This window comes from Micromonospora sp. RHAY321 (genome assembly GCF_023896955.1).
In the GTDB taxonomy this organism is placed as follows: Bacteria; Actinomycetota; Actinomycetes; order Mycobacteriales; family Micromonosporaceae; genus Micromonospora.
The window spans coordinates 122171-142903 of sequence record NZ_JAMHIW010000008.1 but is presented as its reverse complement, the minus strand read 5'-3'; the positions used below and the strand labels follow the sequence as shown (position 1 = coordinate 142903).

At 73.6% G+C, this 20733-nt stretch carries 21 protein-coding genes; 13 read left to right on the top strand and 8 right to left on the bottom strand.

The window, feature by feature from the left end; all coding sequences use genetic code 11:
• Positions 1-260: 260 nt before the first annotated feature.
• Entirely contained in the window at positions 261-530 is a 270-nt protein-coding gene (locus M8C17_RS19055) for a hypothetical protein (RefSeq protein ID WP_252417851.1), read from the top strand.
• Positions 530-1567, top strand: coding sequence for a hypothetical protein (locus M8C17_RS19050; RefSeq protein WP_252417850.1), 1038 nt, complete (start codon positions 530-532; stop codon positions 1565-1567). Before M8C17_RS19055 ends, M8C17_RS19050 begins: the two co-directional genes overlap by 1 nt.
• Before the next feature lie 30 nt (positions 1568-1597).
• Here the strand turns inward: M8C17_RS19050 and M8C17_RS19045 are convergent, their stop codons facing one another.
• The 3 genes from M8C17_RS19045 to M8C17_RS19035 all read right to left on the bottom strand — a co-directional run bounded on the left by M8C17_RS19045 (position 1598) and on the right by M8C17_RS19035 (position 3776).
• Positions 1598-2758: an acyl-CoA dehydrogenase family protein gene (locus M8C17_RS19045; RefSeq protein WP_252417849.1), complete on the bottom strand. Its 1161-nt coding sequence runs from the start codon at positions 2756-2758 to the stop codon at positions 1598-1600.
• A gap of 175 nt (positions 2759-2933) precedes the next feature.
• Complete coding sequence (locus M8C17_RS19040) at positions 2934-3464, bottom strand: SRPBCC family protein (RefSeq protein ID WP_252417848.1); 531 nt, start codon at positions 3462-3464, stop codon at positions 2934-2936.
• Positions 3465-3776 carry a helix-turn-helix transcriptional regulator gene (locus M8C17_RS19035; RefSeq protein ID WP_252417847.1) on the bottom strand — a complete coding sequence of 104 codons (312 nt, stop codon included), beginning with the start codon at positions 3774-3776 and terminating at the stop codon, positions 3465-3467. It lies immediately after the preceding gene.
• Positions 3777-3874: 98 nt separating this feature from the next.
• On the opposite strand from M8C17_RS19035, the gene M8C17_RS19030 reads away from it, so the two are divergent.
• Positions 3875-4804: an LLM class F420-dependent oxidoreductase gene (locus M8C17_RS19030; protein ID WP_252417846.1), complete on the top strand. Its 930-nt coding sequence runs from the start codon at positions 3875-3877 to the stop codon at positions 4802-4804.
• 23 nt (positions 4805-4827) lie between these two features.
• Here M8C17_RS19030 and M8C17_RS19025 read toward each other — a convergent pair whose 3' ends face one another.
• Positions 4828-5259 carry a hypothetical protein gene (locus M8C17_RS19025; protein ID WP_252417845.1) on the bottom strand — a complete coding sequence of 144 codons (432 nt, stop codon included), beginning with the start codon at positions 5257-5259 and terminating at the stop codon, positions 4828-4830.
• Between the two features lie 119 nt (positions 5260-5378).
• On the opposite strand from M8C17_RS19025, the gene M8C17_RS19020 reads away from it, so the two are divergent.
• Positions 5379-6134 (top strand): hypothetical protein, encoded by a 756-nt coding sequence (locus M8C17_RS19020; protein WP_252417844.1) that lies wholly within the window; start codon positions 5379-5381, stop codon positions 6132-6134.
• Positions 6131-7408 (top strand): FAD-binding protein, encoded by a 1278-nt coding sequence (locus tag M8C17_RS19015; protein WP_252417843.1) that lies wholly within the window; start codon positions 6131-6133, stop codon positions 7406-7408. Before M8C17_RS19020 ends, M8C17_RS19015 begins: the two co-directional genes overlap by 4 nt.
• Before the next feature lie 99 nt (positions 7409-7507).
• Here M8C17_RS19015 and M8C17_RS32050 read toward each other — a convergent pair whose 3' ends face one another.
• Positions 7508-8650: a site-2 protease family protein gene (locus tag M8C17_RS32050; RefSeq protein ID WP_305884705.1), complete on the bottom strand. Its 1143-nt coding sequence runs from the start codon at positions 8648-8650 to the stop codon at positions 7508-7510.
• A 62-nt stretch (positions 8651-8712) separates the two neighbouring features.
• Positions 8713-9567: an alpha/beta hydrolase gene (locus tag M8C17_RS19000; protein ID WP_252417842.1), complete on the bottom strand. Its 855-nt coding sequence runs from the start codon at positions 9565-9567 to the stop codon at positions 8713-8715.
• Between the two features lie 191 nt (positions 9568-9758).
• On the opposite strand from M8C17_RS19000, the gene M8C17_RS18995 reads away from it, so the two are divergent.
• The 4 genes from M8C17_RS18995 to M8C17_RS18980 are packed head-to-tail and all read left to right on the top strand — an operon-like array spanning position 9759 to position 13250.
• Positions 9759-10658, top strand: coding sequence for an ABC transporter ATP-binding protein (locus tag M8C17_RS18995; RefSeq protein WP_252417841.1), 900 nt, complete (start codon positions 9759-9761; stop codon positions 10656-10658).
• A gap of 1 nt (position 10659) precedes the next feature.
• Complete coding sequence (locus M8C17_RS18990) at positions 10660-11457, top strand: ABC transporter permease (protein WP_252417840.1); 798 nt, start codon at positions 10660-10662, stop codon at positions 11455-11457.
• A 27-nt stretch (positions 11458-11484) separates the two neighbouring features.
• On the top strand, positions 11485-12618 hold the full coding sequence (locus M8C17_RS18985; RefSeq protein WP_252417839.1) for a sensor histidine kinase: 1134 nt from the start codon (positions 11485-11487) through the stop codon (positions 12616-12618).
• Positions 12615-13250: a response regulator gene (locus M8C17_RS18980; protein ID WP_252417838.1), complete on the top strand. Its 636-nt coding sequence runs from the start codon at positions 12615-12617 to the stop codon at positions 13248-13250. Before M8C17_RS18985 ends, M8C17_RS18980 begins: the two co-directional genes overlap by 4 nt.
• Before the next feature lie 10 nt (positions 13251-13260).
• On the opposite strand, the gene M8C17_RS18975 is transcribed toward M8C17_RS18980, so the two are convergent.
• Complete coding sequence (locus M8C17_RS18975; RefSeq protein WP_252417837.1) at positions 13261-14172, bottom strand: L,D-transpeptidase; 912 nt, start codon at positions 14170-14172, stop codon at positions 13261-13263.
• An 82-nt stretch (positions 14173-14254) separates the two neighbouring features.
• On the bottom strand, positions 14255-15700 hold the full coding sequence (locus M8C17_RS18970) for an alpha-amylase family protein (protein ID WP_252417836.1): 1446 nt from the start codon (positions 15698-15700) through the stop codon (positions 14255-14257).
• Between the two features lie 300 nt (positions 15701-16000).
• On the opposite strand from M8C17_RS18970, the gene M8C17_RS18965 reads away from it, so the two are divergent.
• From M8C17_RS18965 to M8C17_RS18950, 4 genes are all read left to right on the top strand, one after another.
• Positions 16001-17623: a ferric reductase-like transmembrane domain-containing protein gene (locus M8C17_RS18965; RefSeq protein ID WP_252417835.1), complete on the top strand. Its 1623-nt coding sequence runs from the start codon at positions 16001-16003 to the stop codon at positions 17621-17623.
• Positions 17620-19086, top strand: coding sequence for an NADH-ubiquinone oxidoreductase-F iron-sulfur binding region domain-containing protein (locus M8C17_RS18960; RefSeq protein WP_374558630.1), 1467 nt, complete (start codon positions 17620-17622; stop codon positions 19084-19086). The genes M8C17_RS18965 and M8C17_RS18960 overlap by 4 nt, the downstream gene beginning before the upstream one ends.
• Positions 19087-19151: 65 nt before the next feature.
• Entirely contained in the window at positions 19152-19769 is a 618-nt protein-coding gene (locus M8C17_RS18955; protein WP_252417833.1) for a thioredoxin-like domain-containing protein, read from the top strand.
• Positions 19766-20665, top strand: coding sequence for a cytochrome c biogenesis CcdA family protein (locus M8C17_RS18950; protein ID WP_252417832.1), 900 nt, complete (start codon positions 19766-19768; stop codon positions 20663-20665). Before M8C17_RS18955 ends, M8C17_RS18950 begins: the two co-directional genes overlap by 4 nt.
• Positions 20666-20733 lie beyond the last annotated feature (68 nt).

The window sequence follows — 20733 nt, the reverse complement described above, 5'->3', positions numbered from 1 at the left end:
GTCGCGGCGGACACGGCACAGCCGCCGGCCCGACCACGCGCAAGGCCCGCGACTGCCGTTTACACCGCTCCGGGCGCCCGCAGCGGTGTCACCGCCCACGGGACAAGGACGTCATCACCCGCCGACAGCCGGGCGCGACGCCGCCCACGGTCGCGCCGCGCCCGTGCCCCGCCGGCCTTTCATCGCACTGTGGACCCCGCCCGGTCCGGCGTCGCTCATCCGCGTCCCCGGCCCGGCGGCCGAGTCAGAGAGGGCCCACCATGGCCGCTCCCACCGCGACTGCCGCCCTGAGCGCATCCGTCTACGCACCGGGTGACCAGATGCTGCTGACCGTCACCTACTCCGACGCCGACACCAAACCGCTGACCGTCACCATCGTGGTCAGCGACGCGCAGGGCAACAGCAGTGCCCCGGTCAGGGTCACCGCGATCATCGACCCGCTCGCCGTGACCGTCACCGACAACTCCGGGCGTATCTGGACCCGGGTCTCCGACAACGGCGCGGTGGCTGTGTACCGGGCGGTGGCGTGATGCCCCGGGTCACCGTCCAGGTCCGCGACGCCGCCGGGAACACGGCGACCGCCACCGCCGACTACTCGCTGAGCCAGCCGGTGCTCGGTGGCTACTACCTCTCCGGCGGTGCCGATCCGACCGCCGACATGGCCGGCGGCAACTTCCGCTCGCTCACCCAGTACCGCAGCTTCGCCGACGGCTACACCTTCCCCGGCTACAACCGACCCTGGCTGGTCAACCTGGGCAAGGCCGGCGTGCAGATGAACATGGTCCTCGAGTTGAAGCACTACGGTGCCCCGGACACCGGGCCGCAGACCTTCACCGTGGACGGCACCAGCTACACCGTCCCGGCGCCGTCGATGACCATCCAGCAGCGGCCGGGCACCACCTGGCCGAAGGCGTACGGGTACACCCAGGTGCTCAACGGTCAGTGCGACGGGTTGTTCCACCGCGCCCTGGCGCAGTACCGCACGCTCGGCTTCGCGGCGAACATCCAGCTCGCCTCGGAGTTCGACACCGACCACGAGTTCGGCACCACCGAGGCCGGCAAGGCGTACACGTGGGCCGAGTCGGACGCGCGGGCGTTGCAGGCGGTGAACTACATCCTCACCTGGTTCAAGTCGCGGACGATGCCCGCCGGCACCACCTTCTCCATCGGCCTCGGCGGCTTCGACCGGGCCTGCTTCCAGCGCACCCACCCGGAGTGGCTGATGCCCCGGCTGGACTTCCTCCAGTGGAACGTCTACGCCACCAACGCCAACGACACCGCGCTGTCCCGGTTTCGCCGCACAAAGGACTGGGCGGTGGCGGACCTCGGGCCGGTGGCGCTGTCCCGGCCGGTGATCATCGCGGAGTGGGGGGTGCGGTCGGCTGAGATCCCGAATCAGGCTGCCTGGATCGCGACCGTCCCGGCGGCCGTGGCGCAGCTCAACGCCGAGCGCGGGCCACGGATCGTCCGGACCAACTACTTCAACTCCGGGTGGGGCACGCTGTCGCCGAAGCCGGCCGGGTTGGCCGCGCTCCGGACCGCGTACGCCACCCGGCCGTACGTCTGACCGCGCCGCCGGCGGGCGACCCGCCGGCGCTCAGTACGCCAGCTCGACCGGGCGGCCGAGCAGTTCGGTGCCGTTGTTGCCCAGCCAGCCCTCGGCCGCCGCGGCGTGCTGGCTGAACGTGTGGATGTCCCGGAAACGGCGTTGCAGCGGCGTGCCGTCCCGGGACGCCCCGCCACCACCGGCCCGGTAGCAGGCGTCCACCGCTGCGGCGGTCCGCTCGGTCACCCAGGGCAGCGCGGCCGAGATCCGCGGGTGCAGCCGGGCCACCGCCGCCGGTTCGGTCGCGCAGGCGGCCCAGAGTTCGTCGGCCAGGTCGTGCAGGAGCGCCCGGGCGGCTCGGACGTCGAGGTCGGCCCGGCCGAGCTGGATCCGGAAGGCCGGCGAGTCCGCCAGTGACTGGCGGGCGTAGAGCCGCTGCCGGCCGCCGGCCAGCGACGCGACCATGTCGTCGAGGGCGCCCTGCGCGATGCCCACGGCGACCGCGCCGAGGTGCAGCACGAAGTGCACCAGCGGTGCGACGAAGCCCGGTCCGGGTACGCAGGGCACCCCGGTGAACAGGTCGAGGCTGTCCTCGGCGGGGCAGAACGCGTCGGTCAGCTCGACGTCGTGGCTGCCGGTGCCGCGCAACCCCAACGCGTGCCAGGTGTCGTGCACGGTGACCCGGTCGGCCGGGAAGAGCATCGAGCGCAGCTGCGGCCGCTCGCCGGCCGCCGGCTGCCCGGTGCCGGTCAGCACGCAGTTGCCGAAGATCCAGTCGGCGTGGCGGCTGCCGCTGGCGAACGCCCAGCGCCCGGTGACCCGGTAGCCGCCGTCGGTCGGTTCGGCCCGTCCCTGCGGGGCGAAGCCGCCAGCCACCACGACGTCCGGGCCCTCGGCGTAGAGCTTGTCGAACCGCTCCCGGGACAGCATCGCGAGCAGGTGCGGGGTCTCGGCGCCGATCATCACCGTCCACCCGGTCGCCCCGTCCGCCCGGGCCAGCGTCTCCAGCACCCGCAGCCCGGTGCGCAGGTCGGCCTCGTACCCGCCGTGGCTGCGCGGCACGAACATCCGGAAGCAGCCGGCGGCGCGCAGCGCGTCGAGCAGGTCGGCGGGCAGCTCCCGGGCCTGCTCGATCTCGCCGGCCCGTCGGGACAGCTCCGGGACCAGGTCCGCCACGGCCGCCGTCAGCCGGTCGCGGTGCCGATCATCCATCGTCTTCTCCTCGCGTCCGCCGAGCCGCCGGTCGCGGCACGCTCCGTCCAGCGTGGACGTCCCGGGCGCGCGGGCGGAAGGGGCGTCGGCACCGGATGACCCGGACGCCCGTCGCCGGTGACGGCCCGGTCGGGGGAGGCGGGCGGCGCGTTCGCCGGCCAGGGGACGCGGCGGGTCAGCCCTCACCGAGCCGATCGGCGTACGCGTCGCGCAGCTCGGGCCAGCCGAAGTCCTTGGCCTCGGCACCCCGGATCGGGCCGACCGGGTCACCGTCGAGCAGGCGGTCGGCGACGTCGAGGCAGAGGTGCCAGCCGGCCGCGACCATCGCCAGCAGGCCCCGATCGGCGACGGTGTGCCGCAGGGTGAGCCGGGTGCCGCTGCCCAGCGGGCTCAGCTCCCAGCGCAGCAGGTCGTCGCCCCAGGTGTACTCGAGCAGGTGCGGCGGCTCGGCCCGACGTACCGTCGCGGTGGTCGGCGCGGCCGTCTCGCCGTCGATCAGCGTGAGCACGGCGGAGCCGGGGGAGCCGAGGTTACGGTCGGCGAGGAACGGCGCCCACTCGGCGAGCCGGGACGGCTCGGTCAGCGCCGCCCAGACGGTGGCCGGGGGGTGCCGCAGGTCGCGGACGAAGACCAGGGTGGCGCCGCCGTCGGCGGGTTCGGCGCGGACGTCCGCGGGTGGGCTGGGGCGGAACGCGTTGCGGTCCATTCACTGCTCCTGACTGTCGAGGTGCCGTTCCAGGGCGTCCAGGTGCCGGTCCCAGAGCCGGCGGTACGGGTCCAGCCAGCCGTCGACGGCCCGCAGGGGGCCCGGGTCGAGGCGGTAGATCCGTTGCCGGGCGGCCGTCCGGCTGGAGACGAAGCCGGCCTCGCGAAGCACGCGCAGGTGTTTGGAGACGGCCGGCTGGCTGACGCCGAGGCTGTCCACCAGCTCGCCGACGCTGCGCTCCGCGTCGCGGAGCTGGTCGAGGATCCGGCGCCGGGTGGGTTCGGCGAGGACGGTGAAGGCGTCGGTGGACACCAGCCCAATATGTCCCACCCGTTATATGACTGTCAAGGCATACGAGGAGCGCCCACCGTACCGGAGCGGCAGCCCGCCCGGCTTCCTATGCTCGGGGAATGGAACTGCGGATCTTCACCGAACCCCAGCAGGGCGCCAGCTACGACCAGTTGCTCGCCGTGGCCCGCTGCGCCGAGGACGCCGGCTACGGTGCGTTCTTCCGGTCCGACCACTACCTCGCGATGGGCTCGGCGACCGGTGAGCCCGGCCCCACCGACGCCTGGACCACGCTGGCCGGCCTGGCCCGGGACACCAGCCGGATCCGGCTCGGCACCCTGATGACGGCCGCCACCTTCCGCCTGCCCGGCCCGCTGGCCATCACCGTGGCCCAGGTCGACGAGATGAGCGGTGGCCGGGTGGAGCTGGGCATCGGCACCGGCTGGTACGCCGACGAGCACACCGCGTACGGCATCCCGTTCCCGTCCCTGGGCGAGCGGTTCGACCGGCTGGAGGAGCAGCTCGCGATCATCACCGGGCTCTGGGCCACCCCGCCGGGGGAGCGGTTCCAGCACGCCGGCCGGTACTACCCGATCAGTGACTCGCCGGCCCTGCCCAAGCCGGTACAGCAGCCCCGCCCACCGATCCTGCTCGGCGGAATGGGCCCGAAGCGCACCCCGCGGCTGGCCGCGCGCTACGCCGACGAGTTCAACCTGCCGTTCGCCTCGGCGGCCGACACGGCCGCGCAGTTCGACCGGGTCCGTGCGGCGTGCACCGAGATCGGGCGGGACCCGGCCGAGATGGTTTGGTCCAACGCCCTGGTGCTCTGCTGCGGGCGTGACGACGCCGAAGTGAACCGCCGGGCAGCCGCCATCGGCCGCGAAACGGACGAACTACGGGCGAACGGCCTGGCCGGCACGCCCGCAGAGGTCCTCGACACCATCGGCCGGTACGCGGAGATCGGCAGCCAGCGGATCTACCTCCAGGTGCTGGACCTCACCGACCTGGAGCACATCGAGCTGGTCGCCAGCGAGGTGATGGCGAAGCTCTGAGCCCGACGTGATCCGGCGGCCGGTCAGACCTCCCGGTGCGCTCCACCGCCCGTCCCGACCATGCCCGGGTCGCGCAGCACGGTGTCCAGCCGGCCGTCCCGATCGCTGTCCACATAGGTGACGTCCGTCGCGCCGTCGCCGTTCAGGTCGACCTGCACGATGTCGGCGACGCCGTCCCCGTCGAGGTCGGTGACCACCTCCACCGAGCCGTCCACATGCCGGGTCACGATCGACCGCGCCCCGGGGGCACGCGGCGGCGGGCCGGGCGCCGGCACCGGCGTCGGGGCCGGCGCGGGTGCCGGTGTGGGTCGGGGACCGGGCGTGGGTGACGGATGGCTCGGCAACCCCCCGACCGGTGGGGCGCTCGCCGGCTCGACCCCGCTGCCGGTCGGGTCCAGCTCCTCCTCCGAGGGGAACACGTCGCCCCGCAGGGCCGGATCACGGTAAGTGCTCATGGGCGTAGGGTTCCCCGACGATGGCGAGAACAACCGTGCCCGATCGTCCGGTGTCCGTGGCGCCCGGTGTGTCGGAGGATGCTGGGACCGACGCCACGGTCATGAACGGGGGTCCGAGCGTGGAACTACGCCGGAGTCGGGGAGCCCTTGTCCTCGCCCTGGTCTGCGTACTCGGTGGGGTGGTGCTGCTCGCCCTGCCCCGCGAGGACGCCCTGCTACGCACGATCATCGCGGTGGGAGCCGTCGCCCTGGGCGTCGTCGCGCTGGGCAGCGCGCTGCGGCCGTTCCGGTTCGGGATCGGCGCGGACGGCCTGACCATCCGGCGGCCGGGCCTGCGCCGGTCGATCCGGTGGGCCGAGGTCGACGCGTTGATCCTCGACGAGCCACCCCGCCGCGACGGCCGTCCGGAGCCGCCGCGACTGCTGCTGGTGCCCACGCCCGGCGTGACGCTGGGGCCGCCGGTGACCGCCCGCCATCCGCTCGACGGCCGGCCCGCCGTCGAGCTGCTCGTGCTCGACCAGGTCCGGGAGCAGCCCGAACAGGTGTCCGCCGCGCTCACCCGCTACGCCGGCGACCGGTTCGTGGACCTGCCCGCGCTGCGCCGCGCCGCCTTCGCCGACCCGGACCTCCCCGCGGGCCTGCGGGGCTACCGCATGGACACCGTCGACCGGTTGATCCGGCGCGGCCAGGACGCCCTGGTGTCCGGCGACGGCCCGACCCGGCAGGCGGCCCGGGCGGAGATCGAACACGCCTCCGCGGCCGGCCTGCCGGTCGCCCAGCGGGGTTACGGCCGGCTCCAGGTCGACGCGGCGCTGGACGCGCTGGTCGCCGCGCTGGCCGACCACCCCTCGACCGATCGGGAGAGCGCCACGTGACCGAGCCTGAGCGGGGCGGCCCGTCGGCCGCCGCTGCCGACGTCCCACGTCGCAACTGGGCCGGCAACGTGCGCTACGCCGCCCGCGCGTTCCACCGGCCCACCTCCGTCGACGAGCTGCGCCGACTGGTCGCCGGCAGCGACCGGATCCGGGCGGTGGGCACCGGGCACTCCTTCAACCGGCTCGGCGACACCGAAGGTGACCTGGTCACCCTGGCCGGGCTGCCGCCGTCGATCGACGTGGACCGCGAGCGCGCACGGGTCACCGTCACCGGCGCGCTGCGCTACGGCGACGTCGCCCCACAGCTGTACGCCCAGGGGTACGCGCTGCCCAACCTCGCCTCGCTGCCGCACATCTCGGTAGCCGGTGCCGTCGCCACCGCAACCCACGGTTCCGGTCAGACCCACGGCAACCTCGCGACCTCCGTCGCCGGCCTGGAGCTGGTCACCGCCGACGGCGACCTGCTCCACGTCGACCGGGACACCGACACGTTCGCCGGCATGGTGGTCGGGCTCGGCGCGCTCGGCGTGGTCACCCGGGTCACCCTCGACCTGGTGCCGGCCTTCGAGGTACGCCAGTACGTCCGGCTCGACCTGCCCCGGGAAGCGCTGGACGAGGCGCTGGGCTCGGCCTACAGCGTCAGCGTGTTCACCGACTGGCGGGCGCCGCGACTGCGCGAGGTGTGGCGCAAGCAGCTGGCCGACCAGGCCCCGCCCCCGGCGGACTGGCTCGGCACGACGGCCGCCGACCGGCCGCGCCACCCCGTGCTCGGGATGCCGGCGGAGAACTGCACCCCGCAGCTCGGCGTGCCGGGCCCGTGGCAGGAGCGGCTGCCGCACTTCAAGCTCGGGTTCACCCCGAGCAACGGCGACGAACTCCAGTCCGAGTACCACGTGCCACGCGCCTCGGCCGCCGACGCGCTCGCCGCCCTGGACGAGGTGGCGCACCTGATCGCCCCGGTGCTGCAGGTGTGCGAGCTGCGTACGGTGGCGGCCGACGAGTTGTGGCTCAGCCCGAACCACCACCGGGACAGCTTCGTCCTGCACTTCACCTGGATCGCCGACGCCGCCAGGGTGCTGCCGGTGGTGGCCGAGGTGGAGGAGCGGCTGACGCCGTTCGAGTTCCGCCCGCACTGGGGCAAGGTCTTCGTCACCGACCCGGCCACGCTGTCCACCCGCTACCCCCGCCACAGGGACTTCACCGCCCTCCTGACCCACCTGGACCCAAAGGGCAAATTCCGCACCAAAGACCTGGACACCCACTTCCCCCGCTAAGGCCTCCCCGGGGGTCCACCCCGGCCCCCGCACCGGTGATCATGAAGTTAGCGACATCAGTGTCGGCGTGTCGTGCCGCTAACTTCATGATCACCGCGGTCAGTGGGGGGTGGGTTGGGGGGTGCGGAGGGTGCCTCTCTGGACGGCGCGGCTGATGTCGCTGGGGGAGATGATGCCGACCAGGCGGCCGTCGTCGGTCACCACCAGGGCGCGGCCGTCGGCGCACTCACGGAGCCGGGGGAGCAGGTCGTTGAGTTCCTCGCCGGGTTGGGCGAGGACCAACTGGTCGGCTCGGCAGGCCACCTCGGCCAGCGTGGTCGACGCCCGCCGGTCGGCCGGTACGCCCCGTACCCGGTCGAGGGTGACCAGGCCGGTCGGCCGGCCCTCCTCGGTCAGCGGCAGCGCCGAGTGCCGGTACGCGAACAGGTAGTGGTCGACGAAGTCGGCGACGGTCATCTCCGCCGAGGCGGTCTGCGGCTGCGGGGTCATCACGTCGCCGACCCGGACCCCGCGTAGCGCGCTGCCGGCGCGGGTCTGCCGCTCCTCCATCCCGGCGGCGCCGATCAGGAACCAGCCGATCAGCGCCAGCCAGAGCCCACCGAAGCCGACCCCGGACAGGAACTGCCAGAGCCCGAGACCGATCAGCAGCGCGCCGAGCACCCACCCGGCGCGGGCGGCGACCACCGACGCCCGGGTCCGGTCTCCGGTCGCCTTCCACACGGCGGCGCGCAGCAGCCGACCGCCGTCCAGCGGCGCGGCCGGCAGGACGTTGAAGACGGCCAGCAGCACGTTGATGCCGGCCAACCAGGCCAGCACCCCGAGCAGCAGCCCACCCTGCCCGGCCAGCGCGAGCAGCGCGGCGATGACGCCGAAGAACGCCCCGATCAGCAGGCTGACCAGCGGCCCGACCCCGGAGATCCGCAGCTCCGCGCCCGGGTCGCGGGGTTCGCCCTTCAACTCGGCGACGCCGCCGAACAGCCAGAGCGTGATGCCGTCGACCGTCAGCCCGTTGCGCTTGGCCACCACCGCGTGCGACACCTCGTGGGCCAGCAGGCCGACGAAGAAGACCACCGCCGCGGCCAGCCCGGCGAGGGTGTACGCCACCGGGGAACGGTCGGGGTACGAGCGGGGGAACTGGTTGGCCGCCAGTCCCCACGCGATCAGGGCGAAGATGACCAGGACACTCCAGTTGACGCCGACCGGCACCCCCGCGATCCGGCCAAGCCGGAAACTCGCCCTCATCCCTCCCCGTTACCCGTGGCCGGCCCGCTCATGCGCCCGGCAGCGGCCCACACCGGGGACGCTCAGCGGCGAGGGCTCTCGCTGGCGATGGTCGCCGCCCGGGGCAGGGCCGCCGCGCGCAGCGCCCAGTCCAGCGCGTAGTCGGCGATCTTCTCCCAGCCGTCCTGGCCGACGGTGAAGTGTGATCGTCCCGGGAACTCCTCGTACGCGGTGAGCGCCCGGGACTTCTGGTAGAGCCCGGCGTTGGAGCGCACCACGGACGGCGGCACCACATGGTCGAGTTCCCCGGCCATCAGCAGCAGCGGGGCCCGATCGTTGCGCCCGTTGTCCACCCTCGCCGGGGAGGTCGGGTCGAGGTTGGCGAACGCGCCCTCGAAGAGCACCCGCCCCGCGCCCGGGACGGCGTAGCGCTGCCAGGCGCGGTCGGAGTCGGCCCGGCTCATCGTGTTGCCGAACGCGTAGTGGAATTCCTCGGGGGTGAACGGCACGGCCCGGTTGCGGTTCGCGGGGTTGCGCAGGATCGCGAAGCCCGAGCGGAGCGTGCTCAACGGCAGCTTCAGCACACCCTTGACCGGGGCGGGGGCCACACCCACCGCCGCCGCACCGAGGCCCCGGTCGACCAGGAGTTGGGTGATCAGCCCACCGAACGAGTGCCCCATGATGATCGGCGGCCGGACCAGCGTCCGGATGATCCGGTCGTAGTGCGCGACGATCCTGGCGATGCTCTGCTGCGCGATCGGGGCCGGATCGTCGCGCAGCCGCTCGACCTCCCGGTCCATGCCGGGCCAGGCGGGGGCGAGGATCCGCAGGCCACGAGCGGCGTACCGGTCGGCCCAGCCCTCCCAGCTCCGCGGGGTCATCCAGAGCCCGTGGACCAGCACGACCGTGTCGACCTGGCCCTGCGGTGTGGCACCCATCGCGTCCTCCCGGTGTCGCGGCGTCCCGGCCCGGCGGTTACCCGTTGCCGTGCGCGGAATTCCTCGCCGCCCGCTCCGTGTCGCCCAGGCGATGACGCGGGCCGCCGGCGACGGGCCCCTGACAAATGTCACGGCCGGAACGTGACGACCGCTCCGGGTACCGGCCCCCGGGCCGCCGGAGCATGAGTGCCATGACCAGTACGCATCCGGCCGTCGAGCTGAACGGCCTCACCAAGACCTTCGGCCCGGTCACCGCGGTCGACGGGCTGAGCCTGCGGGTGCAGCCCGGCGAGGTGGTGGCGTTCCTCGGCCCCAACGGCGCGGGCAAGACCACCACGATCGACATGCTGCTCGGGTTGGCCCGCCCCGACGCGGGGACGGTCCGCATCCTCGGCGGCACCCCGGACGACGCGGTCGCCAGGGGCCGGGTCGCCGCCGTGCTCCAGACCGGCGGCCTGCTCAAGGACCTCACCGTCGGCGAGACCGTCCGGATGACCGCCCACTTCTACCGGCACACCCGCCCGGCCGTTGAGGTGCTGGAGCGGGCCGGCATCACCGACATCGCCGACCGGGTGGTGGGGCGCTGCTCCGGCGGCCAGCAGCAGCGGCTGCGGTTCGCGCTGGCGCTGCTGCCCGACCCGGACCTCATGGTGCTCGACGAGCCGACCACCGGCATGGACGTCGAGGGCCGGCGGGACTTCTGGCAGGCGCTGCGCCGCGACGCGCGGGCGGGGCGGACGGTCATCTTCGCCACCCACTACCTCGACGAGGCGGACGCGTACGCCGACCGGATCGTGCTGGTGCGGCAGGGGCGCGTCGTCGCCGACGGCACCACCGCGGAGATCAAGAACCTTGCCGCCGGCCGTACCGTCCGGGCCACCCTGCCCGGCGCCGACCAGGCCGCGCTCGCCGCGCTGCCCGGCGTGGACGCCGTGGAGGTACGCGGCGACAGCGTGCTGGTGCGCACCGGCGACTCGGACGCGGTCGCCCGACACCTGCTCGCCCGGACCGCGGCCCGGGACGTGGAGATCACCTCCCGCAATCTCGAGGACGCGTTCCTCGCCCTGACCACCGAGCACACCGGAGCCTGAGATGACCACCCTGCCGGCCACCCCCGCCGCCACCCGTACCGACCGCCGGCTGCCCGCCCTGGGCGGCTTCGCCCCGGCGGTGCAGGGCATCGAGCTGCGCCGGATGCTGCGCAACCGCCGTACCCTCGCCTTCACGCTGATCATGCCGGGCGTCTTCTTCCTCATCTTCGGCCTGCCGCAGGGCGGTCAGGCGCTGGACAACGGCCGCCCGGTGACGGCGTACGTCATGATCAGCCTGGCCGTGTACGCGGCCATGGTGGCGACCACCAGCGCCGGCGGTGCGGTGGCCACCGAGCGGGCGCTTGGCTGGAGCCGGCAGCTGCGGCTCACCCCGCTGCGCCCGACCGCGTACGTGGCCACCAAGCTGATCACCGCGATGACCCTCGGCCTGCTCGCGGTCGTCGTCGAGTTCCTGGTGGGCGCCGCCGCCGGCGTCCGCATCCCGGTGTACGTCTGGCTGCTCTCCGGGCTGGCCGCCTGGCTCGGCTCGCTGGTCTTCGCCGCGTTCGGCCTGTTCATCGGCTACCTGGTGCCGGCCGAGAACGTCATGCAGTTCATCGGCCCGGTCCTGGCCGTGCTGGCCATGTTCGGCGGGCTCTTCGTCCCGGTCGAGGTGCTGCCGGACGTCCTCCAGCACGTCGCGACGTTCACCCCCGTCTACGGCGTGGGTGAGCTGTCCCGCGCCCCGCTGACCGGGGACGGGGTGAGCATGGCGGCGCTGGCCAACATCGCCTTCTGGGCCCTGGTCTTCGGCATCGGCGCGGTCCGGCTGTTCCGCCGCGACACCGCCCGGGTCTGACAACCGGCGACCGTTAGCGTGGACGCGATGCACCTCTCGACGGATCAGCCCCGGCCGGTGAGCCGCCACTGGCGGTTCACCGGCTGGCTGCTGGCCGCGGTGTGGCTGTTCTTCCTCAACGTGCCGCTCGCCACCGCGCTGCACCAGCCACAACCCTGGCGACGGGTCCTCGGCGTGGCCGCCCTGATCGCCTTCAGCGTCGGCTACGTCCTGCTGTTCCAGTGGGCCCGCGGGCTGCGCGAGTCGCTGCGGCCGATCCCGGTGCCCCGGGCGCGGGCCGGGCTGCTCCTGCTGCTCGCGGTGGGCCTGGCCAGCATCCCGGGCACCGACGGGGACTGGCTGGCCACCCTGGTGTACGTCGCCGCGGCCGCGGTGTTCCTGCTGCCGTCGCGGGAGGCGTTGGCCAGCGTCGCCGTCTGCGCGGTGACCCCGCTGGTGGCGTCCTGGCTGGTGCCGGCGTGGGAGGCGGAGAACACCATCGTCTTCGCGGTGCTGCTCGCCTCGTTCGCCATGTTCGGGGTGTCCCGGCTGGCCCAGCGCAACAGTGAGCTCCGGGCCGCGCAGCAGGAGATCCGCCGGCTCGCGGTCGCCGAGGAGCGGGCCCGCGCCGCCCGCGACCTGCACGACATCCTCGGGCACTCGCTGACGGTGGTGGCGATCAAGGCGGAGTTGGCCGGCCGGCTCATCGAGGTGGACCGGGAGCGGGCCGCCATCGAGATCGCCGAGGTGGAGGGGCTGGCCCGGGCGGCGCTGGCGGACGTACGGCAGACCGTCGGGGCGTACCGCGAGGTGACCCTCGCCGGTGAGCTGGCCGGCGCCCGTTCGGCGCTGGCCGCGGCGGGCATCGCGGCGGAGCTGCCGGCTGAGGTGCCGGCGTTGCCGGGCGAGTGGGACCGGTTGTTCGGCTGGGCGGTGCGGGAAGGGGTGACCAACGTGGTCCGGCACAGCGGGGCGCGGAACTGCACTGTCCGGGTGGGCCGGGACCGGGTGGAGGTGAGTGACGACGGTCGGGGTCCGTCCACTCCCGACGACGACGCCGGGCACGGCCTGGTCGGTCTGCGCGAGCGGGCGCGGCGGCTGGACGCGGCGGTGACCGTGGGTCGCCGTCCGGACGGAACGGGCTTCCTGTTGCGGGTGCACGCGCCGGTGGCAGCCCGGTGACCGGCCCCGCCAACGCGCCGATCCGGCTGCTGCTCGCCGACGACCAGGCGCTGGTTCGTGGCGCGCTGGCCGCGCTGCTCTCGCTGGAGCCCGACCTGACCGTGGTGGCCGAGGTCGGCCGGGGTGACGAGGTGGTGCCCGAGGCCCGCCGAACCAGGCCCGACGTGGCCCTGCTGGACGTGGAGATGCCCGGTCTGGACGGGATCGCGGCCGCCGCCGCGCTGCGGGCCGCTCTGCCGGCCTGCCGGGTGCTGGTGGTGACCACCTTCGGTCGGCCCGGTTACCTGCGTCGGGCCATGGAGGCCGGCGCGAACGGGTTCGTCGTCAAGGACACCCCGGCCCGGCAGCTCGCCGACGCGGTCCGCCGGGTGCACGCCGGCCTGCGGGTGGTCGACCCGACGCTGGCCGCGGAGACGCTGGCCACCGGGGCGAGCCCGCTCACCGAGCGGGAGGCCGAGGTGCTGCGGGCGGCCCGGGGCGGCGGCACGGTCGCGGACCTGGCCGGGGCGCTGCACCTGTCCGAGGGGACGGTGCGCAACCACCTGTCGGCGGCGATCGGCAAGACCGGCGCCCGCAACCGGGCCGAGGCGGTGCGGATCGCCGAGCAGAACGGCTGGCTGCTCGGCGAGTGACCGGTGCGGCTCAGGCGGTGGGCGGCGGGGTGGGCAGCTGATCCACCACCACCAGGCTGCTGCCGGGGCGCACCTCGGCGAGCAGCTCCCGTTGGCCGCTGGGGGTCAACCGGATGCAGCCGTTGGTGGTGTTCTTGCCCAGGTCGTCGTCGTTGTACCAGGTGTGCACGCCGATGTGCGCTCCCCGCAACCCGGTCGGCACGGAGTCCGGGTCGTCGGGCACCGAGCCGAGGGCGTAGATGTCCACTCCGCCGTAGACGTCCTGCGGCGGCGGCGTGCGGCCCAGGATGAAGGTCCGGCCGAGCGGGGTGTCCTGCCCCGGAAGGCCGAGGCTGACCTCCCAGGAGCGCACCGCCTTGCCCGCTCGGTACCAGGTGAGCCGGTGCACCTTGCGTTCCACCACGATCTGGTCCCGCAGCGGCACGACGTCGAACCCGCCGGGCGGCAGCCAGGCCAGCCGCCGGTTGGCCGAGGGCAGCAGGACCGCCGTCCAGCCGGCCCGCCGCTGGGCGATCGGCACCGTCAGCTCGACGCCGGCGAGCGTCGGTTCGAGGAAGGCCAGCGGACGCCCGCCGGGCGCGTTGTACGCGGCGATCCGCCGCGTCGGGTGCACGCCCTCGGTCAGCGGCGTCGTGTCCATGGTGTCCGGATCGGTGGGGAAGCCCTTGGGGGCGGGGTCGTAGTCGACCACCGGTAGCCCGTCCGGGGCCGGCGCGGCCGGTGGCACCGACTCCTCGGGGCTCTGCTCGATGCTGCTCGGCGTCGGGTCGGGCGCCGTCGCAACTGGTCGGTCGGTGGTCGTCGAGCGGGGCGTGAGGGCCTGGCCGACCAGCAGCGCGGCGACCAGCATCGCGGCCACGGCGACGGCGGCGGCCATCCACACGCCACGGCGACGGTACGGGGTCATTCGGTCAAACGGCACTAAAGCACTCTATCGGACCTGCGCCGCCAGAAGGGGCTCCTGCCCGACAAAGAAGCGGTGACAGGAGCCCCTTCCCGGCAGGTCAGACGCGGGCGCCGACGTGGATGGCCACCGCGTCGTGCGCCGGCACGTTGGCGGCGAACCAGCCGCCACCGTCCACCGTGATCACCGGGCCGCTACAGGTGCCGCCCGCGTACGTGCCGTGGATGACGTCGCAGTAGCGGCCGGCGGGAAGCCCGGTGTAGTACGAGCGACCGTTCACCGCGGAGTCCTCGTCGTTGACCGTGATGAAGCCCTTGCCGCTGCGGCTGAACGCGATGTGGTTGTTGCCGTTGTCGTACCAGTTGGTCACGCCGGCGCCCTCGGTGGCGTTGCGGAAGCCGACCATGTTGGCGATCACCGGCCAGCGGTGCTCGCACTCCCAGCCGGAGTAGCAGGCCGTGTTCAGCGTCTTGTTGGCGCCGTCCGACGGAGGACCGGCGTCCCGGTTGCTGAAGGTGTAGCTGGACATGACCGTCGGCGAGCCGTACGGCCAGGCCAGCATGAAGGCGTTCGCCAGGGCGTAGATGCCCCGGTCCTTGTACGTGAGCACCCCGCCGGCGTCGCGCTGGGTGTCGTGGTTGTCCACGAACACCGAGGACGGGCCGGTGGGCAGGTGCCCCCAGCCCTCGCCGAAGTTGCGCAGGTAGGACAGCCGCTCCGAGCGGAACACCCGGGCCAGGTCCTTGCCGTAGCGGAACTCGTGCACGTCACCGTTGCCGGTGTACTCGGTCGGCTGGACCGGCTCGCCGGCGCCGTGGATGACCTCCTGGACGATGTACGCCGAGCGGGAGAGCTTGCCCTTGATCGCGGCGATGTCGGCGGCCGGCATGTGCTTGCTGGCGTCCATCCGGAAGCCGTCGACGCCCAGGGAGAGCAGGTCGTTCAGGTACGAGGCGATCCTCGTGCGGACGTAGTCCGACTCGGTCTTCAGGTCCGAGAGGTTGACCAGTTCGCAGTTCTGCACCTCGTACCGGTCGTTGTAGTTGGCGATGTCGTCGCCACCGTTGCGCCCGCAGTGGTGGAAGTCCTGCGTCTGGTAGATGCCCGGGTAGTCGTAGTGCGAGTACGAGGAGCCGGCCCAGCCGGTGCCGCCGTTGTCCTGGCCGGACATGTGGTTGATCACCGCGTCGACGATCACCTTGACCCCGGCCGCGTGGCAGGTGTTCACCATCGACTGGAACTGGGCGCGGGTGCCCTTGCGGGACTCGATCCGGTAGCTGACCGGCTGGTACGCCAGCCACCACTGGTTGCCCCGCACGTGTTCCTGCGGGGGTGACACCTGGACGTAGCCGTAGCCCTTGGGGCCGAGCGTGCTCTGGCACTCGCTGGCCACCGAGGGCCAGTTCCACTCGAAGAGCTGGACGATGACCTTCTTGGCCCCGGACGGGGCGGCGACGGCCGGGGGAGCCGTCACGGTGGCGGGGACGAGCAGGCTGGCGACCAGGCCGAGGGCGAGGATCGCCGAGCCGCGTCGACGTCGGTGCATCGGGACTCCTGACGGGGGCGGGGGTGGGGTGGCGCCGCAGGGGGAAGAGAGCCTGGTTGCCGGAATCTTGCAGCACAGGCTGAAATTTTCCGAAAGGTTACAAGCGTGTTGCAGCGCCTGTCAATGCATGGACATCCGTCACTGTCCATTTCGGCCGATGGTGCGTCGACGCGCGCTCCGGCGGTGGGGCGCTACACGCGTCCCGGCGCCGGTTGGTTCGATCCGGCTCAGAAATTTCCGCCGCCGGGTGATCCGCGAGCCCTGCCGGTCCGTACTGGATGGGGGAGCAGGGGTCGGCCGGTGGTGCGCCGCCGCGAGACGATCGAGGAGCAGATGGCCCGGGCAAAGCAGAACCAGAAGGCGGCCACCGTCCGGACCAGTGCCAGCAGTCGGGGGGTACGCACCCGATCGCGGTCCGCGACCGCCATGCTGATCGCGTCGGTGCTCGCCGCGCTCTGGGCGGCGACCATGCTGACCGGCGCCGGGCAGACGGCGTACGCGTACGGCTTCTTCTTCACCGAGTTCTTCGCCGGCGTCATCGCCCTGGTGTCGCTGAGCCTCACCGTGATGCTCGGCCTGCTCGCCACGGACCGGCTGGTGCTGCGCATCTCGCACCGGGTACTGATGCAGTCGGCGCACCGGGCCACCGGTGTGCTGGGCGTCGCCGGGCTGGTCTTCCACGTGCTCACCAAGATCGCCACCGGCCGGGCGGCGGCGACCGACGCGCTGGTGCCCTTCATCGGCGGCAGAGGGTTCTACGTCGGGCTCGGCACGGTTGCCGCCCTGCTGATGGTCAGCGTCATCTGGACCGGCATCATCCGGGCCCGCTTCGCCGGCGTCGGTCCGAAGTGGCTGTGGCGCGCACTGCACTCCACGGCGTACGTCGCCTGGCCGTTCGCCCTGTTCCACGGCCTGTACGCCGGCCGCGTCGCCCAGTCCTGGGTGGTGTTCAGCTACCTCGGCTGCGTCCTGCTGGTCGTGCTGGCACTGCTGGTCCGGCTCTCGGTCACCATCGGCCGGCGCAGCCGCGAACAGCACCAGGCCGCGCTGCGCAACACGGCGATGGCCGGTCGGGCCGGCGAGGAGAGCCGGGGCCGCTCGCTGCTGGCCGGGCTGGGCCGACGCCGCGAGAACAGCGACGAGAAGCGCCCCGCCTGGGCGGAGACCACCACCGCCTCGTGGACCGCTCCGGCCGGCCCGCGGCGGCGCGACCCCGAGCGGTTCACCGTCCCGGTGGTGCCCGAGCCGGGCTCGCTCGCCGAGCCGGTGCGGCCCACCCGACGCCGACGCGACGAGGAGCCGGCGGCCCGGCGGGACACCGAACGGGCCACGCGTGGCCGGCGCGACGAGCGGGAGTCGTCGACCCGCCGGTCGGGTCGCCGGAGCGCGGAGGAGACGGTCACCCGTCGGCGCGACGAGGAGGAGTTGGAGCCGGTCGCCCGGCGCTCGAGCCGCCGCTCCCGGTCGGTGGAGGACGACGGCACCAGGTACTCGGCCTCGCCGCAGCGGATGCTCGACGAGCCCGAGGAGCCGTGGGACAGCCCGCGCCGGTGGCAGGCCACCGCGCCGATCTCGGCAGGGCCGGTCTCCGCCGAACCGATCTCGGCTGGTCCGATCTCGGCTGGTCCGATCTCGGCCGGTCCGATCTCGGCCGGTCCGATCTCGGCGGCGCCGCGCAGTGGCAGCGGCCGGCACAGCGCCGAGGACGACCTGCCGGAGGAGCCGGACTACTGGCGCCCGCCGACCCGGTACGTACCGGAGGAGGTGCCGCCGCCCGTCGACGACACCCCCACCCTGGTCGACCTGGCGTCGCGGCGGGCACGGCGGGCCGCCGGCGAGAGCCGGTCCGCCAAGCGGCGCAAGGCCAGCGCGGACGCGGTGGACGGCGCGTACTGGGCCGGGCTGCGGGGTGAGGCGAAGTGATGCGTACGACGGTGCCCCCGGTCGCCTGCGTGGGCGAGCCCCGGCTCACCGCCGGTTTCGCGGAGTTCGGCCGGCTGGACCTGGCGGCGCACGAGGAGGTGCACGGGCCGATCGGCCCGATGGAGCCGGCGCAGCTCCTCCGGCTCGCCGAGGGCATGCAGCTCAAGGGCAAGGGCGGGGCGGGCTTCCCGTTCGCCCGCAAGCTGCGCGCGGTGCTGGAGTCCTGCGAGCGGCAGGACCTCGCCGCCGTGGTGGTGGTCAACGCCACCGAGGGGGAGCCGGCCAGCTGGAAGGACAAGGTGCTGCTGACCCGCGCCCCGCACCTGATCCTGGACGGTGCGGCGCTGGCCGCGTACGCGCTGGACGCCGAGGAGATCGTCATCGGCGTGGCCGACGACGGGGTGGGCCGGGACTCGCTGATGGAGGCGCTGGCGGAACGGCGGATGCCGGTGCCGGCCACCATCGTCACCGTGCCGCACCGGTTCATCTCCGGCGAGGGCGGCGCCCTGGTCAACGGGATCAACGGGCTGCCGCACATCCCACCCGGCACCAAGAAGCGCTCCAGCGACTCCGGGGTCGGCGGCCTGCCCACCCTGCTCTCCAACGCCGAGACGTACGCCCAGCTCGCCGTCGGTGCCCGACTCGGCCCGTACGAGTACGCGGCGCTCGGCACCGACGACGAGCCGGGCACCGTGCTGCTCACCGTGACGGGTGCGGCGGGCCGACCGGCCGTGGTGGAGTGCACCGCCGGTATGCCGCTGCGCGACGTCCTCGACCTGTGCGAGGTGCCAGACGTTCAGGGCATCCTGATGGGCGGCTACCACGGCAAGTGGATCACCCCGGAGGCGGCGGACCGCGCGGAGGTCTCCCGCAAGGGCCTGGCCGCGGTCGGCGGCACTCTCGGCGCCGGCATCATCGTCCCGCTCGGCACCGACACCTGCCCGCTTGGTGAGGCCGCCCAGGTGGTGCGCTACCTGGCCGGGGAGTCCGCCGGCCAGTGCGGACCGTGCAAGATGGGCCTGCCGGACCTGGCCCGCGCGGTGGACCTGGCGGTGGCCGGGAGCCAGCCGGCGGACGTGGTGCGGGCCGCCGCCGGCGAGGTGAAGGGCCGGGGCGCGTGCAGCCACCCCGACGGCACCGCCCGGTTCGCCCTCTCCGCCATCGAGGTCTTCGCCGACGATCTGCGGCTGCACACCACCGGCGACGGCTGCGGCCGCCGGGTCAAGGGCGTGATGGGGCTGCCGGGCGCACCCGACGCGAACCCGCAGAAGCTCACCCTGGACTGGTCGCGCTGCGACGGGCACGGGCTGTGCGCGCACGTCGTGCCGGACTTCATCCGACTCGACGGCAACGGATACCCCGCGTTCCCGCCCACCCCGGTGCCGACCTGGCTGCGGGAGGGCGCGCTGAAGGCGGTCAAGGTCTGCCCGGAGTTGGCTCTCCGACTCGCCAAGGCCGAGTAGGGAAGGGCACCTGTCAACGCCTCACGGCTAGGAAGGGTCCCTTCCGGACCGGAACGGAGGAGCGGATGCGGATCAGCATGGCGTGGACAGGGGTCGGGCAGCTACGCCGTGCCGCCACCGCCGCAGCGCTGGTGGTGGCCCTGTTCGGCATTGCCGCCTGTACCGGCACCGCGCCGGGTGGGCCCGCCGCCGCCGGATCGGCCCCGGCCTCGACCGGCGCCCCGCCCACCCCGACCGGCGCGGCGACCGGCGGACCACCCGCCGCCCCAACGCAGATCCCGGACGTGCTGCGCTTCACCGGGACCACCCTCGGCGGGGCCGCGTTCGACGCGGCACAGCTCGCCGGCAAACCGGTGGTGCTGTGGTTCTGGGCGCCGTGGTGCGCCACCTGCGCCAGTCAGGCATGGACGGTGGCCGAGATCGAACCCCGGTACCGGGACACCGTGCCGATCGTCGGCGTCGCCGGGCTGGGCGAGCGGAAGGCCATGAAGGAGTTCGTCACCGAGTTCGACCTCGGCGCGACGCCACAGATCGAGGACAGCAAGGGTGCGCTCTGGAAGCGGTTCAAGGTGACCGAGCAGAGCATCTTCGTGATCATCGACCGGAACGGCGCGGTCGTCCACCACGGCTTCCTGGACGGTGAGGCGCTCACCGCCAAGGTCGCCGCACTGGCCGGGGCGTGACCGCCGCACTGCTGCTCGCGCTGACCGCCGGCATGCTCGGCGCGGTCAACCCGTGCGGCTTCGCGTTGCTGCCCGCGTACCTCTCGCTGTTGGTCGCCGGGAAGTCGGACACCCGCGGCGCGGTCGGCCGCGCGCTCACCGCGGCGGCCGGGTTGACCCTGGGGTACGTGCTGGTGTTCGGCGCGTTCGGCCTGGCGCTCGCGCCGCTGGCCGGCTGGCTGCGGCCCCGGCTGCCGTGGCTGACCGTGGCGCTCGGCGTGCTGCTGGTGCTGGCCGGCTGCTGGTTGCTCGCCGGTCGGCGGCTGCCCGCCCCCGGCTGGTCCGCCCGGGCGCCCCGGCTGACCCGGTCCTGGCCGTCGATGGCGCTGTTCGGCGCGGCGTACTCGCTGGCCTCGCTCGGCTGCGCCATCGCGCCGTTCCTGGCCATCGTGGTGACCAGCCTCCAGGCCGGCTCGACCGGTCAGGGGCTGGCGCTGTTCGGCGCGTACGCCCTCGGGATGGGGCTGGTGGTCGCGGTCGCCGCCCTCGGGGTGGCGCTGCTGCGCGACGGCCTGGTGGCCCGGCTGCGCGTCGCCGGTGCGCTGGTGCCCCGCCTCAGTGGCCTGGTGCTGTTGGCCGCCGGCGGCTACGTCGCCTGGTACGGCTGGTACGAGCTACGGCTCGCCGCCGGCCGCCGCGACGCCCTCCACGACCCGGTCATCCGAGCGGCGTCCCAGTTACAACGAACCCTGTCCAACGCCCTGGACGCCATCGGCCCGGCACTGCTCGTAGCCGCCCTGGCGGCCCTGCTGATCCTGGCAGCCCTGACCCAGGCCCGCACCCACCGCCTCCGCACCCCACCCAGCCTCGTTGATCATGAAGTTATTGCCACGACACGCCGAGGCGACGGGCAATAACTTCATGATCGACGGCCGGAAGGGCGGGGGTGTCTTGCGGTACCGGAACCCCCGCCGGCCGAAGCCCT

Excerpts from the sequence above, each read along its gene's own strand:
- M8C17_RS19030 (WP_252417846.1), top strand. The coding sequence starts at position 3,875 with ATGGAACTGCGGATCTTCACCGAACCCCAGCAGGGCGCCAGCTACGAC.
- M8C17_RS19025 (WP_252417845.1), bottom strand. The coding sequence starts at position 5,259 with ATGAGCACTTACCGTGATCCGGCCCTGCGGGGCGACGTGTTCCCCTCG.
- M8C17_RS19040 (WP_252417848.1), bottom strand. The coding sequence starts at position 3,464 with ATGGACCGCAACGCGTTCCGCCCCAGCCCACCCGCGGACGTCCGCGCC.
- M8C17_RS19045 (WP_252417849.1), bottom strand. The coding sequence starts at position 2,758 with ATGGATGATCGGCACCGCGACCGGCTGACGGCGGCCGTGGCGGACCTG.
- M8C17_RS18995 (WP_252417841.1), top strand. The coding sequence starts at position 9,759 with ATGACCAGTACGCATCCGGCCGTCGAGCTGAACGGCCTCACCAAGACC.
- M8C17_RS19055 (WP_252417851.1), top strand. The coding sequence starts at position 261 with ATGGCCGCTCCCACCGCGACTGCCGCCCTGAGCGCATCCGTCTACGCA.
- M8C17_RS32050 (WP_305884705.1), bottom strand. The coding sequence starts at position 8,650 with ATGAGGGCGAGTTTCCGGCTTGGCCGGATCGCGGGGGTGCCGGTCGGC.
- M8C17_RS18970 (WP_252417836.1), bottom strand. The coding sequence starts at position 15,700 with ATGCACCGACGTCGACGCGGCTCGGCGATCCTCGCCCTCGGCCTGGTC.
- M8C17_RS19000 (WP_252417842.1), bottom strand. The coding sequence starts at position 9,567 with ATGGGTGCCACACCGCAGGGCCAGGTCGACACGGTCGTGCTGGTCCAC.
- M8C17_RS19050 (WP_252417850.1), top strand. The coding sequence starts at position 530 with ATGCCCCGGGTCACCGTCCAGGTCCGCGACGCCGCCGGGAACACGGCG.
- M8C17_RS18955 (WP_252417833.1), top strand. The coding sequence starts at position 19,152 with ATGCGGATCAGCATGGCGTGGACAGGGGTCGGGCAGCTACGCCGTGCC.
- M8C17_RS18985 (WP_252417839.1), top strand. The coding sequence starts at position 11,485 with ATGCACCTCTCGACGGATCAGCCCCGGCCGGTGAGCCGCCACTGGCGG.
- M8C17_RS18990 (WP_252417840.1), top strand. The coding sequence starts at position 10,660 with ATGACCACCCTGCCGGCCACCCCCGCCGCCACCCGTACCGACCGCCGG.